This is a genomic window from Salinibaculum rarum, from assembly GCF_030505615.1.
GTDB lineage: Archaea > Halobacteriota > Halobacteria > Halobacteriales > Haloarculaceae > Salinibaculum > Salinibaculum rarum.
The window spans coordinates 1,224,693-1,242,129 of the sequence record NZ_CP129992.1; the positions used below are offsets into that span (position 1 = coordinate 1,224,693).

At 63.2% G+C, this 17,437-nt stretch carries 19 protein-coding genes; 10 read left to right on the plus strand and 9 right to left on the minus strand.

Annotated features, from left to right (window positions below; translation table 11 throughout):
- Nucleotides 1-335 precede the first annotated feature (335 nt).
- Nucleotides 336-1,106 carry an IclR family transcriptional regulator gene (locus tag QYL91_RS06645; protein WP_302082594.1) on the minus strand — a complete coding sequence of 257 codons (771 nt, stop codon included), beginning with the start codon at nucleotides 1,104-1,106 and terminating at the stop codon, nucleotides 336-338.
- Nucleotides 1,107-1,262: 156 nt separating this feature from the next.
- Between QYL91_RS06645 and QYL91_RS06650 the strand changes: the two genes are divergently transcribed.
- Nucleotides 1,263-1,589 (plus strand): EthD family reductase, encoded by a 327-nt coding sequence (locus tag QYL91_RS06650; protein WP_302082595.1) that lies wholly within the window; start codon nucleotides 1,263-1,265, stop codon nucleotides 1,587-1,589.
- Complete coding sequence (locus tag QYL91_RS06655; protein WP_302082596.1) at nucleotides 1,582-3,285, plus strand: thiamine pyrophosphate-binding protein; 1,704 nt, start codon at nucleotides 1,582-1,584, stop codon at nucleotides 3,283-3,285. The genes QYL91_RS06650 and QYL91_RS06655 overlap by 8 nt, the downstream gene beginning before the upstream one ends.
- A 13-nt stretch (nucleotides 3,286-3,298) precedes the next feature.
- Here the strand turns inward: QYL91_RS06655 and QYL91_RS06660 are convergent, their stop codons facing one another.
- On the minus strand, nucleotides 3,299-3,694 hold the full coding sequence (locus QYL91_RS06660; RefSeq protein ID WP_302082597.1) for a RidA family protein: 396 nt from the start codon (nucleotides 3,692-3,694) through the stop codon (nucleotides 3,299-3,301).
- A gap of 108 nt (nucleotides 3,695-3,802) precedes the next feature.
- Here QYL91_RS06660 and QYL91_RS06665 point away from each other — a divergent pair, with 108 nt between their 5' ends.
- The gene (locus tag QYL91_RS06665; RefSeq protein WP_302082598.1) at nucleotides 3,803-4,765 is read left to right on the plus strand and encodes an NAD-dependent epimerase/dehydratase family protein; all 963 of its coding nucleotides are present in this window, start codon (nucleotides 3,803-3,805) and stop codon (nucleotides 4,763-4,765) included.
- Nucleotides 4,766-4,769: 4 nt separating this feature from the next.
- Here QYL91_RS06665 and QYL91_RS06670 read toward each other — a convergent pair whose 3' ends face one another.
- Nucleotides 4,770-5,243 (minus strand): VOC family protein, encoded by a 474-nt coding sequence (locus tag QYL91_RS06670; protein ID WP_302082599.1) that lies wholly within the window; start codon nucleotides 5,241-5,243, stop codon nucleotides 4,770-4,772.
- An 85-nt stretch (nucleotides 5,244-5,328) separates the two neighbouring features.
- On the opposite strand from QYL91_RS06670, the gene QYL91_RS06675 reads away from it, so the two are divergent.
- Nucleotides 5,329-6,597 carry a M24 family metallopeptidase gene (locus QYL91_RS06675; RefSeq protein ID WP_302082600.1) on the plus strand — a complete coding sequence of 423 codons (1,269 nt, stop codon included), beginning with the start codon at nucleotides 5,329-5,331 and terminating at the stop codon, nucleotides 6,595-6,597.
- Here the strand turns inward: QYL91_RS06675 and QYL91_RS06680 are convergent.
- A complete protein-coding gene (locus tag QYL91_RS06680) occupies nucleotides 6,594-7,037 on the minus strand; it encodes an acyl-CoA thioesterase (protein ID WP_302082601.1) in 444 nt (147 codons plus the stop codon). The two genes, QYL91_RS06675 and QYL91_RS06680, sit on opposite strands and share 4 nt — an antisense overlap.
- Nucleotides 7,038-7,077: 40 nt before the next feature.
- Complete coding sequence (locus tag QYL91_RS06685) at nucleotides 7,078-8,355, minus strand: MFS transporter (protein WP_302082602.1); 1,278 nt, start codon at nucleotides 8,353-8,355, stop codon at nucleotides 7,078-7,080.
- A 115-nt stretch (nucleotides 8,356-8,470) separates the two neighbouring features.
- Between QYL91_RS06685 and QYL91_RS06690 the strand changes: the two genes are divergently transcribed.
- The 4 genes from QYL91_RS06690 (at nucleotide 8,471) to QYL91_RS06705 (ending at nucleotide 12,675) form a co-directional block, all read left to right on the plus strand.
- Nucleotides 8,471-9,472: an LLM class flavin-dependent oxidoreductase gene (locus tag QYL91_RS06690; RefSeq protein ID WP_302082603.1), complete on the plus strand. Its 1,002-nt coding sequence runs from the start codon at nucleotides 8,471-8,473 to the stop codon at nucleotides 9,470-9,472.
- Between the two features lie 49 nt (nucleotides 9,473-9,521).
- The gene (gene paaK / locus QYL91_RS06695; protein WP_302082604.1) at nucleotides 9,522-10,808 is read left to right on the plus strand and encodes a phenylacetate--CoA ligase PaaK; all 1,287 of its coding nucleotides are present in this window, start codon (nucleotides 9,522-9,524) and stop codon (nucleotides 10,806-10,808) included.
- Nucleotides 10,809-10,877: 69 nt separating this feature from the next.
- The gene (locus tag QYL91_RS06700) at nucleotides 10,878-11,261 is read left to right on the plus strand and encodes a PaaI family thioesterase (protein WP_302082605.1); all 384 of its coding nucleotides are present in this window, start codon (nucleotides 10,878-10,880) and stop codon (nucleotides 11,259-11,261) included.
- A gap of 106 nt (nucleotides 11,262-11,367) precedes the next feature.
- Nucleotides 11,368-12,675 carry a methyl-accepting chemotaxis protein gene (locus QYL91_RS06705; RefSeq protein ID WP_302082606.1) on the plus strand — a complete coding sequence of 436 codons (1,308 nt, stop codon included), beginning with the start codon at nucleotides 11,368-11,370 and terminating at the stop codon, nucleotides 12,673-12,675.
- 56 nt (nucleotides 12,676-12,731) lie between these two features.
- On the opposite strand, the gene QYL91_RS06710 is transcribed toward QYL91_RS06705, so the two are convergent.
- The 4 genes from QYL91_RS06710 to QYL91_RS06725 form a co-directional block, all read right to left on the minus strand.
- Nucleotides 12,732-12,911 carry a DUF8027 family protein gene (locus QYL91_RS06710; protein ID WP_302082607.1) on the minus strand — a complete coding sequence of 60 codons (180 nt, stop codon included), beginning with the start codon at nucleotides 12,909-12,911 and terminating at the stop codon, nucleotides 12,732-12,734.
- A 101-nt stretch (nucleotides 12,912-13,012) separates the two neighbouring features.
- Complete coding sequence (locus QYL91_RS06715) at nucleotides 13,013-13,216, minus strand: DUF8027 family protein (protein ID WP_302082608.1); 204 nt, start codon at nucleotides 13,214-13,216, stop codon at nucleotides 13,013-13,015.
- Between the two features lie 81 nt (nucleotides 13,217-13,297).
- On the minus strand, nucleotides 13,298-13,888 hold the full coding sequence (locus QYL91_RS06720) for an HD domain-containing protein (RefSeq protein ID WP_302082609.1): 591 nt from the start codon (nucleotides 13,886-13,888) through the stop codon (nucleotides 13,298-13,300).
- Between the two features lie 3 nt (nucleotides 13,889-13,891).
- Nucleotides 13,892-14,608 (minus strand): EthD domain-containing protein, encoded by a 717-nt coding sequence (locus tag QYL91_RS06725; RefSeq protein WP_302082610.1) that lies wholly within the window; start codon nucleotides 14,606-14,608, stop codon nucleotides 13,892-13,894.
- 98 nt (nucleotides 14,609-14,706) lie between these two features.
- On the opposite strand from QYL91_RS06725, the gene QYL91_RS06730 reads away from it, so the two are divergent.
- Both QYL91_RS06730 and QYL91_RS06735 read left to right on the plus strand, forming a co-directional pair.
- Nucleotides 14,707-16,068 (plus strand): NAD-dependent succinate-semialdehyde dehydrogenase, encoded by a 1,362-nt coding sequence (locus QYL91_RS06730; protein ID WP_302082611.1) that lies wholly within the window; start codon nucleotides 14,707-14,709, stop codon nucleotides 16,066-16,068.
- A 121-nt stretch (nucleotides 16,069-16,189) separates the two neighbouring features.
- Entirely contained in the window at nucleotides 16,190-17,437 is a 1,248-nt protein-coding gene (locus QYL91_RS06735; RefSeq protein WP_302082841.1) for an ABC transporter substrate-binding protein, read from the plus strand.

Below are 17,437 nucleotides of genomic sequence, written 5' to 3' on the forward strand. Positions count from 1 at the left end.
AATGTCTCACTGCGCACTCTTGATTCGAGCTATTCGAATCCACTCTCTTGCGACGATAGACCCTCTCACATCTGAGTCAGCATCTACCTAAATATAGCGGCGGTTAGAGCCTCTCAAACGACCAATTCTAGAAGCTACATCTTTTGCTCGCCTCTGAGTGGCGAATATCGTTCATTGTTGATGAACAATTGTGGGGTACAGTAACACGGGAGCTATGAAGGACCTCGTTCCGAGAGATGCCGCGAAAATAGCTTCAGCGCCGGTTTTCTGCCAGATTCACCGCCAGCCTGGTCGCGCTTCTCTCGAAGGCCGTTCGAGCTTTTCGGACGAGCAGACTATGCGTGCGCCAGGTTGATGGTAATCTCGTTGACTGCGCCCAGCAGGAGCGTCGGCAGTTCGTCTCGAAGCAGGGACCCATCTAGACGGTTGGCCGGACCGGAGATGCTGATGGCGCCCAGCGCGATGTCGTCTTTGTCGGTTATCGGGGCGCCGATGGCGTGCAACCCCTCGACGGATTCCTCGAGATTAAACGCGTACCCACGGTCGCGAATCGCTTCGATTTCCTCCCAGAGCTCGTCGACGGTCGTGATAGTGTGCGGTGTCCGGGCCGGCAGCCCGTACGCATCGACGATTTCCTCGATTCGTTCGTCGGGCAGGTGAGCCAGTATCGCCTTTCCGGCTGCGTGCTGGTGGAGGTAGTTCCGGTGCCCGACCCGGGCGTAGGTCCGCACCGAGTGTTTCCCCTGCGCGCCGTAGATGTGGACGCTCCGGCCGTGTTCCTCGACCGTACACCAGATTTTCTCCTCGGTTTCGTCTGCGAGCTCGTCGACTTTCGGCTTTGCTTCCTGGTACAGCGTGTACTTGTCGCGAGCAATCGAGCCGTAATCCAGGAACCTGATGCCAAGCCGGTACTCGCCGTCGCTCTCGATGAGGAAACTGTTGGCTTCGAGTGTCTTGAGGTGTCTGTGTACCGTACTCTTTGCACACCCGAGATAGTCGGTGATCTCGGGGACCGTCGCCGACCCGTTCTCCTTGAGGAATTCGATAATCTCGATGGCCCGCTCGACCGTCTCGACCGGTCTGCCGGAGTCGGCTGGAACTGTCATACCTCTACGAAGGGCCGAACTCTTTACAAAACTTGTGTTCGAATAGCTCGAACGGCCTTCGGATGGGTTCTGGACGTATTGGCACCAAACCGCCCTCTCAGTTGAAAATCGGCTAACCGTTAAACAAAAGACCCGGCGATGAGACGGTATATGTGTATGCCAAAGATAGTCGACCTGCTCGTCCGCAAGGACGGATACAGTCACGAGGAGTTCGCCGAGCGGTGGCAAGGCGACCACGCAGACATCGCGAAGGACCTGCCCGGACTCAAACGATACGTCACGTCGGTGCCGACACGGCCCGAAGACGCCGAGTACGACGGCGTACTCGAACTGTACTTCGAGGACATGGCCTCCCTTGGTGAGGCGTTCGACTCCGACATCGCCGCCGAGGTACAGGCCGACGCCGCGGAGTTCATCGACCTCGAGGCCGGACCCCGCCTCATCGTCGAAGAGACAGTCCAGCTGGACGAGATGCATGACTGAAGTCGGAGAACGGCTCGTCGCGGAACTCGACGAGCAAGACGTCGAGTACGTCTTCGGGTACCCCGGTGGTCGCGTCATCGAGATTCTCGACCACGTCCCTGACTTCGACGTGGAGATGGTTCGCCCGCGCGACGAGCGCGAAGCCAGCGTCATGGCCGAGATGCACGGTCGCCTCACCGGCAACCCCGGCGTCCTCGCCGGGCAGGGCCCCTGGATTGGCAGCCTCGGTGCTATCGGTCAGATGGAGGGCAAGCTCGCCTCCTCGCCGATGGTCGTCATCACCGAAGCCAGCGAGCGCGGCGACTACTCCACGCTCGCGCCCTACCAGCAGGCCCGCGGTGATTACGGTGGGCTCGACCTGCCCTCGGCGCTCGATGCCTACACGAAGGAAAACTGGTTCCCCCGGTCGCCGACCGAAACCGTCCGCAGTCTCCAGCTCGCGTTCAAACACGCGACGGCCGGCCGACCCGGCCCCACGGCAATCATCCTCGACGGCGACGCCGTCACCGAGGAGATGCCCGAAGACCCGGTCCCGCCGGTCTGGGACGGCCACGACCAGGTGCAAAACTGGGAGTCGCGACCCGACGCCGACGACGTACAGACGGCAATCGACGCCCTGAGTGAGGCCGACCGGCCGGTCATAGTCTCCGGGAACGGCGTCCACGCCGCCGACGCGTACGACGAACTCCAGACGGTCGCCGAGGCGACCGACGCCGTCGTCACGACGTCCTATCTGGGCAAGTCGACGTTCCCCGAGACCCACGACCTCGCGGCGGGCGTCATCGGCTCTTTCGGCCACGAAGGCGCCAATCAGGTCGTCAGCGAGGCCGACGTGCTCCTCGTCGTTGGCTGTCGGATGAACCCGATGGACACCAACTGGCAGTCACCGGACTTCATCCGGCCCGACGAGCAGACCATCATCCACGCCGACATCGACACGCGCAACGCCGGCTGGGTCTACCCCGCAGACGTCGCGCTCATCGGCGACGCCGCACAGAGCCTCGACGACTTGGCCGCCGAACTGCCAGACAGCGCCGGCAACGACTGGGCGCGCGACCGCGCGGCTGAGGCCCAGGAATCGTTCTCTGCCCCCAAATGCGACTCCGATGCCTCGCCCATCAAGCCCCAGCGTGCGGTCAAGGAAATCGAGGCCGTCGTCGACGAGGACACCATCGTCACTGCCGACTCCGGGAACAACCGCTTCTGGTTGCTCAACTACCTGCAGGCACCCGACACGGGGACCTACTACGGGAGCGGCGGCGTCGGCGCGATGGGCTGGGCGACACCCGCGGCGGTGTCGGCCGCCATCACGACCGACAAGGACGTCATCGGCGTCGCTGGCGACGGCGGCTTCACGATGACGATGACCAGCGTCGAGACGGCCGTCGAACACGGCGTCGCCCCCACCTTTGTCGTGCTTAACGACACCAGCCTGGGCATGGTCCGCCAGATGCAACACGACGAGGGCGACATCGCCGGCGTCGAGTTCCACGACACTGACTTCGTCAAGGCCGCCGAAGCGTTCGGTGCCGAGGCGACGCGGGCGACGACGCCCGACGAACTCGCTGATGCGCTCGCGGAGGGGACCAGCGCCGACGTCCCCTTCGTCATCGACGCTCGCATCGACCGCGACGAAGAGATGGTCGAGACGCTGCAGTCGTCGTTCTACAAAGAAGTCGGCGGCCTCCACGAGTAAGGCCGTCTGGCGGTCACTTCTCGACTGGCACTTCGACTTCGAGTTCGACGAGAAATTCTTCCTGTGCGAGTTTGTGTGGTCCGAGAATCGTCAGACAGGGGTAGGGCTGGTCTGCGTAGACCTCGTTCCAGACTTCGAAAAACCCTTCCCGGTGGGCGGGCGGGTCGACGATGTGTGCCGTCACTTTCCGCACGTCGTCGAGTGTTCTGTCGACGTCCGCCAGTAGTGTTTCGACGTTCTCGAAGGCTTTGCGCGTCTGTGACTGGATGTCCTCACCGACGACCTCGAAGTGTTCGTCCCAGCCGACCTGGCCGGACATGTACAGCGTTCCGTCCTCGACGATACCGTGGCTGTAGCCGATACCCTGTGCGTCGACCAGGCCGTCTGGCTGGATAACTTCCCGTGACATAGACCGACACTCGTCACACCAGCAAAAGTAGCTGGCGGTGGTGGCGACGCCGCGAGCGAGGTAATAACAAACTTTTTCATTTTGCTCCGTGTCGGTCTTGCTACAACGATGGCAGACAATACAGTACTCGTTACTGGCGGAACCGGCTTCCTCGGCTCGTATGTCGTCGAGGACCTCGTGAACGACGGCCACGACGTGGTGGCCTACGACCTCTCGACTGACGACCACATCCTCTCGAAGCTCGGTGTCGCCGAGGACGTGACGATTCGCCGCGGCGACGTCTCCGAGGCGACGGACGTGATTCGTGCCGTCAAGGAGACGGATACGACCCACATCATCCACCTCGCGGCGCTGCTGACCAACACCGCACGCGACAACCCGCGCGCCGCACTGGACGTCAACATCCAGGGGACCAACGCTATCTTCGAGGCCGCCCGCACCCTCGACGACCAGGTCGAACGCGTCGCCTGGGCGTCCAGTGCCGCGGTGTACGCCCCGCCGCACAACTACGACGCCGAGTACGTCGACGAGGACGAACTCGTCTACCCCGACACGCTCTACGGCGCGACCAAGGAGTACAACGAACACCAGGCTCGCGTCTACCACGAGGACTACGACCTCGACCACGTCGCCCTGCGTCCGACGGTCGCGTACGGCCCCTACCGCGAGACCGGTGGGTCGGCTTTCCTCGCGAACATCATCGAGAAACCGGCGCTGGGCGAGTCCTTTTCCGTCGAATACGGCGACCAGGTCATCGACTGGCAACACGCCCGCGACATCGCCCAGGCGTTCCGCAAGGCGACGTTCGTCGACGAGTCTGCCCTCAGCCAGCGCGTCTACAACGTCCGCGGTGTCCTCGCGACGATTCGGGAAGCCGCCGACACCGTTCGGGACATCGTCCCCGATGCAGACCTCGACGTTTCCGACGAGGGCGAACTCCCCTGGACCCAGAACCTCAACATGACCGCTGCACAGGAGGACTTCGGCTACGAAGTCGAGTACGGCCTCGAAGAGGGCTTCCGCTCGTACATCAACACGCTCCGCGAGGAGAACGGACTGGACCCGGTCTAGCCGGTCACTGTTCTGTCAGCCGCTCGCCGTCGACGTACAGCGAATCGGCCGGTGGCCGCCCCTCGTCGTAGCTGTCGTGGTACTCGAACAGCTGAAAGAGCGCGCCGGTCGGGTTCGACGGCGGGACGAACGCTTCCGTCCAGTCGTCGTACTCACGATACTCGACTGCGTCCAGCCCCGATTCTTCGATGGCCGCGATGACGGCGTCGATGTCGGCCACCTCCAGCGTGACGTGGTGCAGTCCCGGCCCGTTCTCGGCCAGATACTCGGTCAGGAAGGTGTCCTCGGCTTCGGGTGCGATGAGTTCCAGCCGCGAGGCCTGCCGACCGAAGTCGTACTGTGCCCACCGGAATCGTCCCTCGACGGACTCCTCGATGAGCTTTCGACAGCCAAGCGCAAACAGCACGGATTCGGCGGACTCGATGGACTCGACAGCGATGCCGGTGTGGTCGACGCGGATGGGTACCTCGTGGGACATAGTGCCACGTCCACCCGGCGGGCAGTTATAGCTCCCGGCGCGGGAATCCTGAGTTTGATTAGGCCCCTCTGTGTACAGTGGGATGATGTACGAGCGAGACTTCATGGAAGGGACGCGTGGCACCATGGCCGTCGACTGGGAGGAGCGAATCGACGTCCAGCGGATGCGACGCGAGCGAAAAGAGCGAGCCCTCGAACGCCTGCAAGACTCCGAACTCGGGTCGATGCTGCTCATCAACGACCCGAACGTCCGCTACGTGACCGGGCTGGCGATGACCGGCGGCAGCGGTGCCGACCACTACACACTGCTGACCGAAGACGGCGACGTCGTCCACTGGGACACCGCCGACCACGCTTCGAACCAGCGGTTCAACTGCCCGTGGCTGGACGACATCCGGTATGCCTGCCCCGGCCTCGGAAACGTCCCGCGAGCGTCTGGCCGCCCGTCCGCGCGCGACTGGCTCAAGGACAAGATGGCCGAGACGGTGTACACGGCGATGGAGGAGTACGGCGTCGACCGGGAGCCGATGGGTATCGACATCGGCAACGGCGCGCTCGTCGAGAAGTTCGAGGACCGCGGCGTCGACGTCGACACCAGCGCGGCGACGGACATCATGCTCGACGCCCGGAAGACCAAGACCCGGGACGAAATCGAGTGTCTGCGCCAGGTCGCGGCCATCTGTGAGGCCGGCTTCCAGAAGATTACCGAGAGCGCGAAACCCGGCAAGCGCGAGTCGGAAGTCTGGGGCGACGCGGTCGGCGAACTCTGGGGCCACGGCGCGATGGCCCAGGGCGGCTACGTCACCTCCGGCCCGAACACCTGGCCGAAACACCAGGCCAACACCACCGACCGGATGATTCGGCCCAACGACCTCGTGTACGCCGACTTCTACAACATCGGTTATCTGGGCTATCGCTCCTGTTACTACCGGACGTTCAGCATGGGCGAACCGACCCAGGCCCAGAAGGACGCCTACGAGAAGGCGCGTGACGACCTCTACAACGTGCTCGAACGCATCGAGCCGGGTGCGACGACCGACGAGATTTGCAAGGGCTTCCCGGACGAAGAGGGCGAGCACATGGACTGGTACGACGCCGACGACTTCTGGCAGATGACCACCAACCACTGGGCCCACGGCCTCGGACTCCAGCTCTACGAGGTGCCGCTCATCTGGCGTGGCCTCTCGCCGGACCACCCAATCGAAATCGAGGAGGGCATGACGATGGCCGTCGAGACGATGCAACCCGCCGAGCGGCAGGGCGTCCGCGTCGAGGAGATGGTCGTCGTCCGCGAGAACGGCGTCGAGATTCTCAGCGAGTGGCCCGTCGAGGAGATTACCCGAATCGACTACTAGCGACGACTCGATTCGGTTCCGACCACGTCGACGGACTTTTCGAAGTCGTCGATTTTGTCGCGCCACGCTGTCGGAATCGACCGCGGCGCGTCGTCCTCGTCTAGTAGGACCTGGACGACTTCACCGGTGGCAGCAGTCGCGTCGTCGACGACAACTTCGAACTCCATCGTGAGACTCGTCTCGCCGACGCGGGCGACGCGATACCGGACAGTAAGTGCTGAATCGAGCGTCACGGGGGCGTGGTAGTCGATTTCTTGGTGGACGATAGCGCCGTTCGTCTCCGGCAACGATACGTCGAGAACGTCCCGGAAGTACCGTACTCGCCCTTCCTCGGCGTAGGTCAGAAAGACGGCGTTGTGGACCTGCCCCATGCTGTCGATGTCGCGAAAGCGAACGGTGATGTCGGTTTCGTAGGCGTAGCGCTCGTCGTTCGTCGGCATGAGTGTGGGTGTGAGAGTGCGTATTTATCGGTGGTGGTTCTCACCGTGCTCGCCAGTGGAGCCACGACGCACACACGAGTGCGACGAGGCCGCTCGCGGCGGCGACGCCGAAGGCGACCCGGTAGCCAAAGAGCGTGTACACGCGACTGCCGCTGACAGTCTCACCGGTCCAGAACACGTCGAGCACCCAGCCCAGAACGCCGGGGAGCACTGCGGCACCGAGAAAGCCCATCCCGTTTATCGTCCCGGTCGCGGTGCCCGACCGCTCTGCGGTGTGACGTTCCTTGATGACGGTATAGGAGAGGGTGAACCCGCCCAGAAGGAACATGACGACGAAAAAGACCACACCCACGTACCACAGCGGCGGCGTCCCGAGGACGACGATACTCGCGTACGCGAGAAAGTAGGCTCCAGCAGCGGTGAGGATGATACTAGTCCGTTTGTTGAGGCGGTCCGAGAGCCACCCCAGAATCGGCGGCCCGACGACGAGGCCGGCGTTACCCACGAGCGTGTACAGCGAGGCCGTCTGGACCGACACGTCGTAGGCTTGCACGATATAGGGGATACCCCACAGTCCCATGACGGTGAAGTTCATCCCCGTCGCGAAAAACAACATCACGCCCATAATCCACGTATCCCGCCTGCGGAATATCGTCCTGACACCGGTCAGCACCTCCGAAAGTGTCTGCTCTGCGGCTTCCGGGGTCCCCTCGAGCGCCGAGAGGCCCGCGGCTGCCGGTGTGTCGCGAACGAAGACCAACACCCCCGCTGTGATGACGAATCCGGCCAGTCCGATTCCCAACAGTCCGTCCCGCCAGCCGACCGCTCCGACGAGGATGGCAAGCGGCGTCGCCGCGAGCAGTCCGCCGACGGCCGACGCCGAGAGGGTCAGTCCCGTCACGGTCGCGAACTCGTCGGCTCGGTACCAGTTCGCACAGTACCGGAGCGTGGCGATGTAGATGACGCCGCCACCGAGGCCGATGAGCAACCGGGAGAGAAACCCGGTGATGTACGACCCGCTGAACGAAAACCAGACGACGCCCAGCCCCATCACTGCGGACCCGACCGTCGCCACGCGGCGGGTTCCCATCCGGTCGGCGAGGATACCCGCAAACAGTTGCATCGGTGCGTAGATGTAGAAAAACGCCGAGTGAAGCAATCCAAGTTCCGCGCCGGTGGTGTCGAACGCTCGACTGAGCGTGTCCGCGAGTACCGCCGTCGAGACGCGGTGGAAGTTCACGATGACGAACGCGCTGGCGAGTGCTGCCCACCCGACCCACCGGCGTTTGGTCGGGTCGGTCCAGAAGCTCCGAACCATTGTGTTACCTGTCGTAATTACCCCATCCGATATAAATTTCGGGAATCTGGCAGGCCAGTCGACCCGGAGCTGTCGGGTCACTATCGTTAAGTCGGTCGCTGCGTAACGGTGGCGTATGCAACTCGGAACAGGGCTTTTCACCTGTCAGCAGCGGCCGGACGACGACCGGTCGACAAGCGAGATTTACGACGAGATGCTCGAACTCGGCGCAGTCATCGACGACGCGGGACTGGACAGCGCCTGGGTTTCCGAACACCACTTCCTCGAGGACGACTACCTCTCGGGGGTGACGCCCGCACTCGGGGCACTGGCTGCGGTCACCGACGACATCGAACTCGGCCCCTGTATCGCGCTGGCCCCGCTGTACGATTCGGTCCGACTGGCCGAAGACATCGCCACGGTCGACCAGATTTCGGGCGGCCGCACGACGCTCGGCCTGGCAATCGGGTCGAACGTCGACGAGTTCGATGCCTTCGCCATTCCGGAGGACGAACGGGTCGAGCGACTGGTCGACACCGTCGACGTGCTCCGGGGGGCGTGGTCCGACGGCCCTCTCGACTACGACCCGGCGTTTCACGACATCTCGCCGGACGTGAACGTGACGCCAAAGCCCGCCCACGACGTCCCAATCATGCTCGGCGGGGCCGCGCGGCCCGCGGTCCGACGTGCCGCTCGCACCGGTGATGCCTGGTGTGCTCCGTCGTCGCTGTCGGTCGGCGGCGTCCGCAAGCGCGTCGAGGACATCCGGAGCGTCCGCGACGATGAGGACATCGAGGGGAACTTTCAGGTGTACGTCCTCCAGCACGGTTTCGTCGGCGACTCCCGGGAAGACGCCTGGGAGCAGATGCGCGACGGGTACTTCTACATCCAGCGCCGCTACGAGGAAATCTTCTCGGGCGAGCCGGTCGCGGAACTCTCCGAGGAGCGAAAACAGGAACTGAAAGACCAGGCCATCTTCGGGACGCCCGACCAGGTCGTCGAGGAACTCGAAGCGTACCGCGAGGCGCTGGGCGAGGACGTCCACTTCATTTTCCGCACCTACCACCCCGGCATCGGCACCGAGCGGATGGCCGAGTGCATTCGCCGGCTCGGCGACGAGGTCCAGCCACGGGTATAGCGACCACGAATCTTTTTGACAACCCCCCGCGAAGCACGTTACAGAAGGCATGCGACACAGCAACGAGTCTCTCGACCGCTCGGAGCTGCGCGAGCTGCAAAGCGAGCGCCTCCGCGAGACGGTCGAACACGTCTACGAGAACGTCCCGTTCTACCGCGACAAACTCGACGAGAACGGCATCACACCCGACGACATCGACGGCGTCGAGGATATCACGAAGTTGCCGATGACGACAAAGGAGGACTTTCGCGACGAGTACCCCGACGGCCTGTTTGCCGTCGACGACAGCGACCTCAGCCGGCTCCACGCGTCCTCTGGCACCACCGGCAAGCCCAAAGTCGTCTCCTACACTCAGGACGACCTCGACCTGTGGGGGCGGACGATGGCGCGGTCGCTGTCCGCGGCCGGTGTCGACCCGGGCGATACCGTCCAGAACGCCTACGGCTACGGTCTGTTCACTGGTGGGCTCGGATTTCACCAGGGCGCAGAGACGCTGGGAACGACTGTCGTCCCGACAAGCAGCGGGAACACACAGCGCCAGGTCGAACTCGCCACCGACCTCGACAGCGACGTGCTGGCCTGCACCCCTTCCTACGCGCTGTATTTCGCCGAGACGGCCGAGGAGATGGGCTATGACCCCCGGGAGCTGTCTATCTCGGTCATCGCCTACGGCGCCGAGACGTGTACCGAACCGATGCGCGAGGAAATCGAGGAGACCCTCGACGCGACCGGCATCAACAACTACGGCCTCTCGGAGATTATCGGCCCCGGCGTCGCCGCCGAATGCCACGAAGCCCAGGACGGCCTGCACATCTGGGAGGACCACTACTACCCCGAAGTCGTCGACCCCCGCACGGGCGAACCCGTCGAGGAAGGCGAAGAAGGAGAACTCGTCCTCACGACGCTCACCAAAGAGGCGCTTCCCGTCCTGCGCTATCGGACGGGCGACCTGACCACGCTCAACTACGACAAGTGCGAATGTGGCCGTACGATGGTCCGCATGGACAACGTCACCGGCCGCTCGGATGACTTGCTCGTGGTCCGCGGGGTCAATCTCTACCCGAGCGAAATCGAACACGTCGTCCTCGACATCGACGGCGTCGCCCCGCACTATCGCATCGACCTCCACAAGGAGGGGAACCTCGACGTCATGGAGTTGACCATCGAACGCGCCGAGGACGTCGAACGCGACGACAGCGAACTGAAAGACGAGATTCTGACGCGGTTGCAGAACGTCCTCTCCTTTACCCCCGACGAACTGGACCTGGTCCCGCCGGGCGGTATCGAACGGACGGAAGTCGGCAAGGTCCAGCGCGTCTACGACCACCGCGGGTGACCGGCAGGGCCCGCACACCGCTGGAACATCAACGTTTATTCGTTCGGCTGTGGAACCTGAGAGACGAGTATGGACGTCAAAGCATTCTTCGAGAACATGCCGTTTGCCGACCTGCTGGGTATCGAAGTGACCACCGCAGAGGACGGACACGCCGAGGGACACATCGAGATGCACGAGGACCTGTCCTGGAACGAGGACCGTGTGATGGCCCACGGCGGCGTCACGTTCACCCTTGCTGACACCGTCGGCGGTGCCGCGCTCGTCTCGATGGTCGACCAGCCGGTTCCGACGATCGATATGCGCATCGACTATCTGGAGGCCGGTACCGGCGACCTCCGCGCGGAGGCCGACGTGGCACGCGAGGGCGGCGATGTCGGTGTCGTCGACGTAGACGTCTACGCCGAAGACGGAACGCGGGTCGCGGACGCACGCGGCGTCTACAAGACCGGGTAGCGGTCCCAAAGGTGGACAGTCTACCGACACTGAGTGAAGTGAACCGGCGTCACAATTAAGTGGATAACAAGCGGTTGTTGGGACGAGCCAACCCGGAGAACCACGAATGACAGCCTCAATACAGCCAGAGACGCCGGATAGCGACAGCATCGAACAGTCAAGCTTCTGGAAGCACGCGTTCCAGGACCTCGTCGCGGGGTTCCCGGAACCGGTGTTCGTCATCAACGACGACGGGAAGATTACGGGCTGGAACGACCAGATGGTCGAGTTGATGGGGTACACGGAATCGGAGGTGATGGGCCGCAACGCCTACGACGTATTCGGGACCGAGGGCGAAAGCGAGACGCTGGCGGAGACGGTACTGCGCGAGGGGACGGCGGTCCGCGAGACCGACATCAGGACGGCGACCGACGCTGCCGGCGACGAATTTCACTCGCGCGCGCTGGCGGTCCCGCTGCACGACGACAGCGGGAACACGGTTGCGGTCTTCGAGGTCATCTCGCTGGTGACCGGACTCATCGAGACCCAACAGCAGATGGAGACGATTCAGGAGGAGGTCTCGGAGAACGTCGAGACGAGAGTTTCGGACCTCCGGACCCTCTCAGAACAGACCGAACAGACGGTCAAGGACGCCACCGCGCTGTCCGACGAGCAGGTCACGCAACTCGAATCGCTGCGCGACGAGGTCAACACCTTCGCGGCGACCGTCGAGGAAATCGCCTCCAGTGCCGACGAGGTGAACCGACAGGTCGAGACCGCCGCGACCCTGGCAGAGGAGTCCCGGGACGCTGCCGAGACGGCCGAAGCGGCCATGGAAAACGTCGCCGGCGCCGGCGACCTCGTCGCCGAAAACGGTCACGAACTCCAGAAGCGAACCGACGAACTCGACCAGATTGTCGCCGTCGTCCAGGACATCGCCGAACAGACCAACATGCTGGCACTGAACGCCAACATCGAGGCCGCCCGCGCGGGCGAGAAGGGCGAGGGCTTTGCGGTCGTCGCCGAGGAGGTCAAGAGTCTCGCAGAGGAGTCCCAGGAGGAAGTCGCGGAAATCGAATCCATCGCGGCGGGGATTCGCGACAACATCGGCGAAACCCTAGAGAGTGTCGAACGGACAAATGCCGAAGTCGAGGAGGCGATGGACGCCGTCGACCACCTCATCGAGAACCAAGACGAGATTGCCACCACCGTCCGCGACGTGGCCGACTCGATGGACGAGACCACCGAGGCGACCGAAGACCAGGCGAGCACCGCCGAGGAAATCAGCGCGCTCATCGACGAGGCCGTCGAGCGGATGGACCGGATTAGCGACGAGATGGACGATGTCTCCGAGCACAGCGAGGAACAGGCCGAACTCACCCGCGAAATATTCGACATCATAGAACGTCTCGAATCTGACATAGAAGCCCAGTAACACTCGACAATCCGCTGGCGAGACGGCTGAAAAACGGCGACTGCGCCGCCTCCGGTCTACGTTTCGTCGAGCAACTGGTCGATTTGCTCCTCGTCGAGCAGGTCGACGAGAGAGGTGCTGTCGTCTTGATAGGACTGCCACTCGTCGTCAGAGAGGTGCGACTGAACGTCTGTCTCTTCGAGTTTCGTCTCGAGCAGGTTGTCCACGTCGTCTGGGTCGTAGCCTGGGACTGGCATGTGTATACGAACTAACCTGTGGACCATATACTTTGGGGCGCGTTCACACGGGTCGAGGCCGTGTCGCGGATGACGGCGTGGCTCCGTCTCGGCGGGGCCGGTCACTCTGTGGCTTCGATTTCAGAAGCTTTCTTCTGCAGGATTTGGCTGATTTCGGGGCCATCGAGCAGGTCGACGAGACTCTCATCGCCGCGCCGGTAGGCGTCCCACTCCTCGTGGGTCAAGTACTCCGGAATCTCGTCTTCGTCGAGGAGTGCTTCGAGTGCTGTATCGAGGTCGGCCGGGTCGTATCCACCACTGACCATACGCCACACAGGAGCGCTGCTGTCTTAATTATATGGTATGCGTTCACTCGGCAAGAACGGTTGTGAGTGCGGGTCGACAGGTCAGTCCTGGGTCTGTGAGTACTCGTCGACCCACTCCTGAAGCGTGATACCCATGGCGGACTGGGTAATCGCGTTCGAGGACGCGGAGTTTGCGCTCTTGACGAGTTCGGCCTCCAGCGTCCGGGTCGGAATCTCCCCGATGAAGTGTGGAATCGCACGCTGGACCGCCAGCGGACAGCCGACCTCGTGGGCGAGGGCGTACCCCGACAGCGAGTGGGGGACTTCTTCGGTGGCGTATCTGGGGTCCGGGTCCAGCAGCATGTCGTCCTCGACGAAGTCGACGTACTCGTAACATTTCCCCACGTCGTGGAGCAGCGCCGCGGCGACGATGACGTCGATGTCGGGGTCGGCACCGTGGAACTCCCGCTGTTCGAGGGCGGATTCCCGGGCGATTCGGGTGACCCCGCGGACGTGTTCGACGTTGGTCACCTCGTGGATGTTCCAGGCGTAGGGGATATCCTGGATGTCACGCCAGCCACCGCGGTCGAGGCCGAGCGTCCACGCCTCGACGACCCGCTCGCGCAGGTCCTCGTCGTCGATGTGGTCGAGTTCCGGAAACGCCTCCCGAATCTGCGTGTCGTAATCCGGCATCTGTCAGCCCTGGTCTTTGACGAGCTGTTCCCGTCCGATAAACCGTGGCCGCTCGTCGATAGCCAGGAAGTTGTCGACGTCTTCGCGGGCTTCCTTTGCCTTGCCTTTGTCCGGGGCGTAGTCACGCGAGCCTTCGCTGCCGAGGGCGTCGTAGAGCTTCTCGAGGTCGTCGAAGTAGAGTTCGGCGACGCCGTCGAACTCGGCGTTTTCGGGGTCGGTCGGGATGACCGTGTTGTACTTGACGACGCCCTCGATTTCCCGTGCGATGGGCGTGTGGTTGTTCTGCCAGTAATCGATAAACTCCTCGTGGGTCATGCCGTCCTGGCGGACGAGAAACGCGGAGTGCTTGTAGAGGCCGTCGGTGTCGCCGTCGACCTCGTCTTTCTGGACGATTTCCTCGCCGATGATGCGTGGCCGCTCCTCGACGGCGAGGAAGTTGTTCACGTCCTCGCGGGCCTTCGCGGCAATCTCTTTGGTCGGGTCGTAGTCACGGGAGCCGGGACTGCCAAGCGCCTCGTGGAGGTCCTCGAGCGTCTCGAAGTACAGTTCCGCCAGTCCATCGAACTCGGCGTGTTCCGGTTCGGTGGGCAGGACCTGCTGGTAGCGGACGACGCCCTCGATGTCCTTCGCGATGGGTGTGTGGTTTTCCTGCCAGTAGTCGACGAACTCCTCGTGTGACATGCCCTCCTGTCGGACGAGCAGGGCTACGTGCTTGTACATCGAGTGAGTGTACCTCATCACCGAAAATAAATCCCAAGGTCTACTCGGCCGGCGGCTGGCAAAACCACTAAGAGCCTGTGTGTGGGAGAAATTACCGTATGAAAGCCACGAACCCCGCGACCGGGGAACAGCTGTCTGTGTACGATGAACACGACGACGAAGCGGTCGAGGAGACACTCCAGACGGCCCAATCGACGTTCGAGGAGTGGCGCGAGGTCCCGATGCGCGAGCGCGAACAACTCCTCGAAAACGCCGGCGAGGTACTCAGAGCGAACAAACAGAAGTACGCCGAGTTGATGACCGCGGAGATGGGAAAGCCGATTTCCCAGGCCCGCGCCGAAGTCGAGAAGTGTGCGTGGGCGTGTGACCACTACGCCGAACACGCACACGCCTACCTCTCGGCCGAACACCACCCCAGCCCACCGGGCTCGGAGGTCAAGACCGTCCACGACCCGCTGGGGCCGGTCCTGGCGGTGATGCCCTGGAACTTCCCGTTCTGGCAGGTCATCCGGTTTGCCGCACCCTACGTCACCGCGGGCAACGTCGGCCTGCTGAAACACGCCTCGAACGTGCCCGGTTGTGCGATGGCGCTCGAAGAGGTCTTCGAGGAGGCTGGCTATCCCGAGGGGGTCTTCCAGACGCTCCTGATTGGCTCCGGCAAGGTCGACGACGTGCTCGCAGACAACCGCGTGCGCGCAGCGACGCTGACGGGCAGTGGACCAGCCGGGCGCGCCGTCGCAGAGACGGCCGGCAAACAGCTCAAAAAGACCGTCCTGGAACTGGGCGGGTCGGACCCCTTTATCATCCTCGACGACGCGGACCTTGCGGGTGCCGTCGAGACCGGTGTGCGGGCGCGAACCCAGAACGGCGGGCAGTCGTGTATCGCGGCAAAGCGCTTTATCGTCCACGAAGACGTCTACGACGAGTACGTCGACCGACTCGTGGACGCCTTCGAGAACCTCACCATCGGAGACCCGACCGACGAGGAGACCGACATCGGGCCACAGGCCGACCCCGACCTCATGGCCGAACTGCACGAGCAGGTCCAGGAAAGCGCCGACGCGGGAGCCACGGTCCTGACCGGCGGTGAGCCACTCGACCGCGAGGGTGCGTTCTACCCGCCGACGGTGCTGACAGACGTGCCCTCGGGCTGTCCGGCCGACACCGAGGAGACCTTCGGCCCGGTCGCGACCGTCTACGAAGTCGCCGACGAAGCGGAAGCAATCGCCGTCGCGAACGACACCCGATTCGGACTGGGCGCGAGCCTCTGGACCGAGGACCGAACGCGGGGGCAGCGACTCGCGCGTGAGATCGAGGCAGGGTGTGTCTATATAAACCAGATGACCAAATCCGACCCGCGGGTCCCCTTCGGCGGCATCAAAGACGCTGGCTACGGGCGGGAACTGTCCGAAGCGGGTATCAAGGAGTTCGTCAACCGAAAGACGGTCTGGACGGAGTAATCGTCGGTCTGTGCCGTTTACCGCTGGGGATGGGCGCCCAGGCGGCGGGACGTGGCAGCAATTGACAATGTGCCACACAGAAGGTTTTAATAGGAATTAGGCGACAGTCAATCGTGTGACGATGAACGACACAGGTAAGACTACGGACGGGACTGTACAGACTGGGACTTCACGCCGAAAGTTCCTGGCGAGTGCCGGGGCAGTCGGCGCACTCAGCCTCGCGGGCTGTGGTGGGTCGACGGGCGGTGCAGACACGGTTACGGTTGCGAGCCTGAACCCGATTAGTGGGCCTTACAGCTCGCTCGGACCGAACCAGCGTGCGGGTGCGGAGCTCGCCGTCGAGCAAATCAACAACAACGACGACTACGACTTCGAAATCGACCTGGTTACGGGTGACACGCAGACCCAAGCGTCGGCCGCAAGCAGCGAGGCAAGCCGGTTGGTCCAGCAAGAGGGCGCAGAGTTCGTCTTCGGTGCAATCTCCAGTTCGGTCGCACTGGGTCTCAACGAGTTTGCCAGCCAGCGCGATGTTGTCTACTTCTCGGGCGGTGCAGCCGTCCCGATTACCGGAAGCTCGTGCAACGAGTGGGTGTTCCGGTGTGAGACTAACACCGCACAGGTCGCCGAAGCGATCTCTGCGTACACGGTGAACAACCTGGGCACGGACGTCTGGTTCCACAGAGCCAACTACGCCTACGGTGACTCCGTCTACGCCCGGGTCAAAGAGCGGATGCAGGCTGCAAACGACAACTTCACCGAGGTCGACTCGACGGGGTCCGAGCTCGGTTCCTCGAACTTCGGCTCCTATATCAGCCAGATTAGCAACTCCGAGGCTGATGTGGCCGTTCTCGCGATGACCGGCGGCGACCTCGTGAACTTCGTCAGCCAGGCCGCGAGCCAGGGCCTCACCGACCAGGTCGATCTCGTCTCTCCGACGATGACGTTCCAGAGTGTCCGTCGTGGGACCGGAGACAGCATCGTCGGAACCTACGGTGGGGTTCGATACGTCCCGCTGCTGGACGTGGGCGACAACAATCAGTTCGTCGAGGCCTACCAGAACGCCGAAAACGCAGAGCCGGACAGTTTCGCACGCGTCGGCTACGACTCCATCCGGCTCATGGCCAAAGGGATGGACTCGGCCGGAAGCACCGAGCCCGCGGATGTCCGCGATGCACTCGCAGGTGGCACGTTCACGACCGCACTCGGAGATGTCACGCTGCGTGAGGGCGACCACCAGGCTACCAACCCGACGTGGATGGCCGAACTGGTCCAGGGTGACGGTGACCTCGCTGACGTCGAACTCCTCAGCAAAACCGAGGGTGAAGACACGCTGCCGCCAGCCAGCGAGCTCGGCTGCGACCTGAGCTAA

What these genes read in the sequence shown, in the direction of transcription:
- QYL91_RS06645 (WP_302082594.1), bottom strand. Translation starts at nt 1,106, where the DNA reads ATGACAGTTCCAGCCGACTCCGGCAGACCGGTCGAGACGGTCGAGCGG.
- QYL91_RS06650 (WP_302082595.1), top strand. Translation starts at nt 1,263, where the DNA reads ATGCCAAAGATAGTCGACCTGCTCGTCCGCAAGGACGGATACAGTCAC.
- QYL91_RS06655 (WP_302082596.1), top strand. Translation starts at nt 1,582, where the DNA reads ATGACTGAAGTCGGAGAACGGCTCGTCGCGGAACTCGACGAGCAAGAC.
- QYL91_RS06660 (WP_302082597.1), bottom strand. Translation starts at nt 3,694, where the DNA reads ATGTCACGGGAAGTTATCCAGCCAGACGGCCTGGTCGACGCACAGGGT.
- QYL91_RS06665 (WP_302082598.1), top strand. Translation starts at nt 3,803, where the DNA reads ATGGCAGACAATACAGTACTCGTTACTGGCGGAACCGGCTTCCTCGGC.
- QYL91_RS06670 (WP_302082599.1), bottom strand. Translation starts at nt 5,243, where the DNA reads ATGTCCCACGAGGTACCCATCCGCGTCGACCACACCGGCATCGCTGTC.
- QYL91_RS06675 (WP_302082600.1), top strand. Translation starts at nt 5,329, where the DNA reads ATGTACGAGCGAGACTTCATGGAAGGGACGCGTGGCACCATGGCCGTC.
- QYL91_RS06680 (WP_302082601.1), bottom strand. Translation starts at nt 7,037, where the DNA reads ATGCCGACGAACGACGAGCGCTACGCCTACGAAACCGACATCACCGTT.
- QYL91_RS06685 (WP_302082602.1), bottom strand. Translation starts at nt 8,355, where the DNA reads ATGGTTCGGAGCTTCTGGACCGACCCGACCAAACGCCGGTGGGTCGGG.
- QYL91_RS06690 (WP_302082603.1), top strand. Translation starts at nt 8,471, where the DNA reads ATGCAACTCGGAACAGGGCTTTTCACCTGTCAGCAGCGGCCGGACGAC.
- paaK (WP_302082604.1), top strand. Translation starts at nt 9,522, where the DNA reads ATGCGACACAGCAACGAGTCTCTCGACCGCTCGGAGCTGCGCGAGCTG.
- QYL91_RS06700 (WP_302082605.1), top strand. Translation starts at nt 10,878, where the DNA reads ATGGACGTCAAAGCATTCTTCGAGAACATGCCGTTTGCCGACCTGCTG.
- QYL91_RS06705 (WP_302082606.1), top strand. Translation starts at nt 11,368, where the DNA reads ATGACAGCCTCAATACAGCCAGAGACGCCGGATAGCGACAGCATCGAA.
- QYL91_RS06710 (WP_302082607.1), bottom strand. Translation starts at nt 12,911, where the DNA reads ATGCCAGTCCCAGGCTACGACCCAGACGACGTGGACAACCTGCTCGAG.
- QYL91_RS06715 (WP_302082608.1), bottom strand. Translation starts at nt 13,216, where the DNA reads ATGGTCAGTGGTGGATACGACCCGGCCGACCTCGATACAGCACTCGAA.
- QYL91_RS06720 (WP_302082609.1), bottom strand. Translation starts at nt 13,888, where the DNA reads ATGCCGGATTACGACACGCAGATTCGGGAGGCGTTTCCGGAACTCGAC.
- QYL91_RS06725 (WP_302082610.1), bottom strand. Translation starts at nt 14,608, where the DNA reads ATGTACAAGCACGTAGCCCTGCTCGTCCGACAGGAGGGCATGTCACAC.
- QYL91_RS06730 (WP_302082611.1), top strand. Translation starts at nt 14,707, where the DNA reads ATGAAAGCCACGAACCCCGCGACCGGGGAACAGCTGTCTGTGTACGAT.
- QYL91_RS06735 (WP_302082841.1), top strand. Translation starts at nt 16,190, where the DNA reads ATGAACGACACAGGTAAGACTACGGACGGGACTGTACAGACTGGGACT.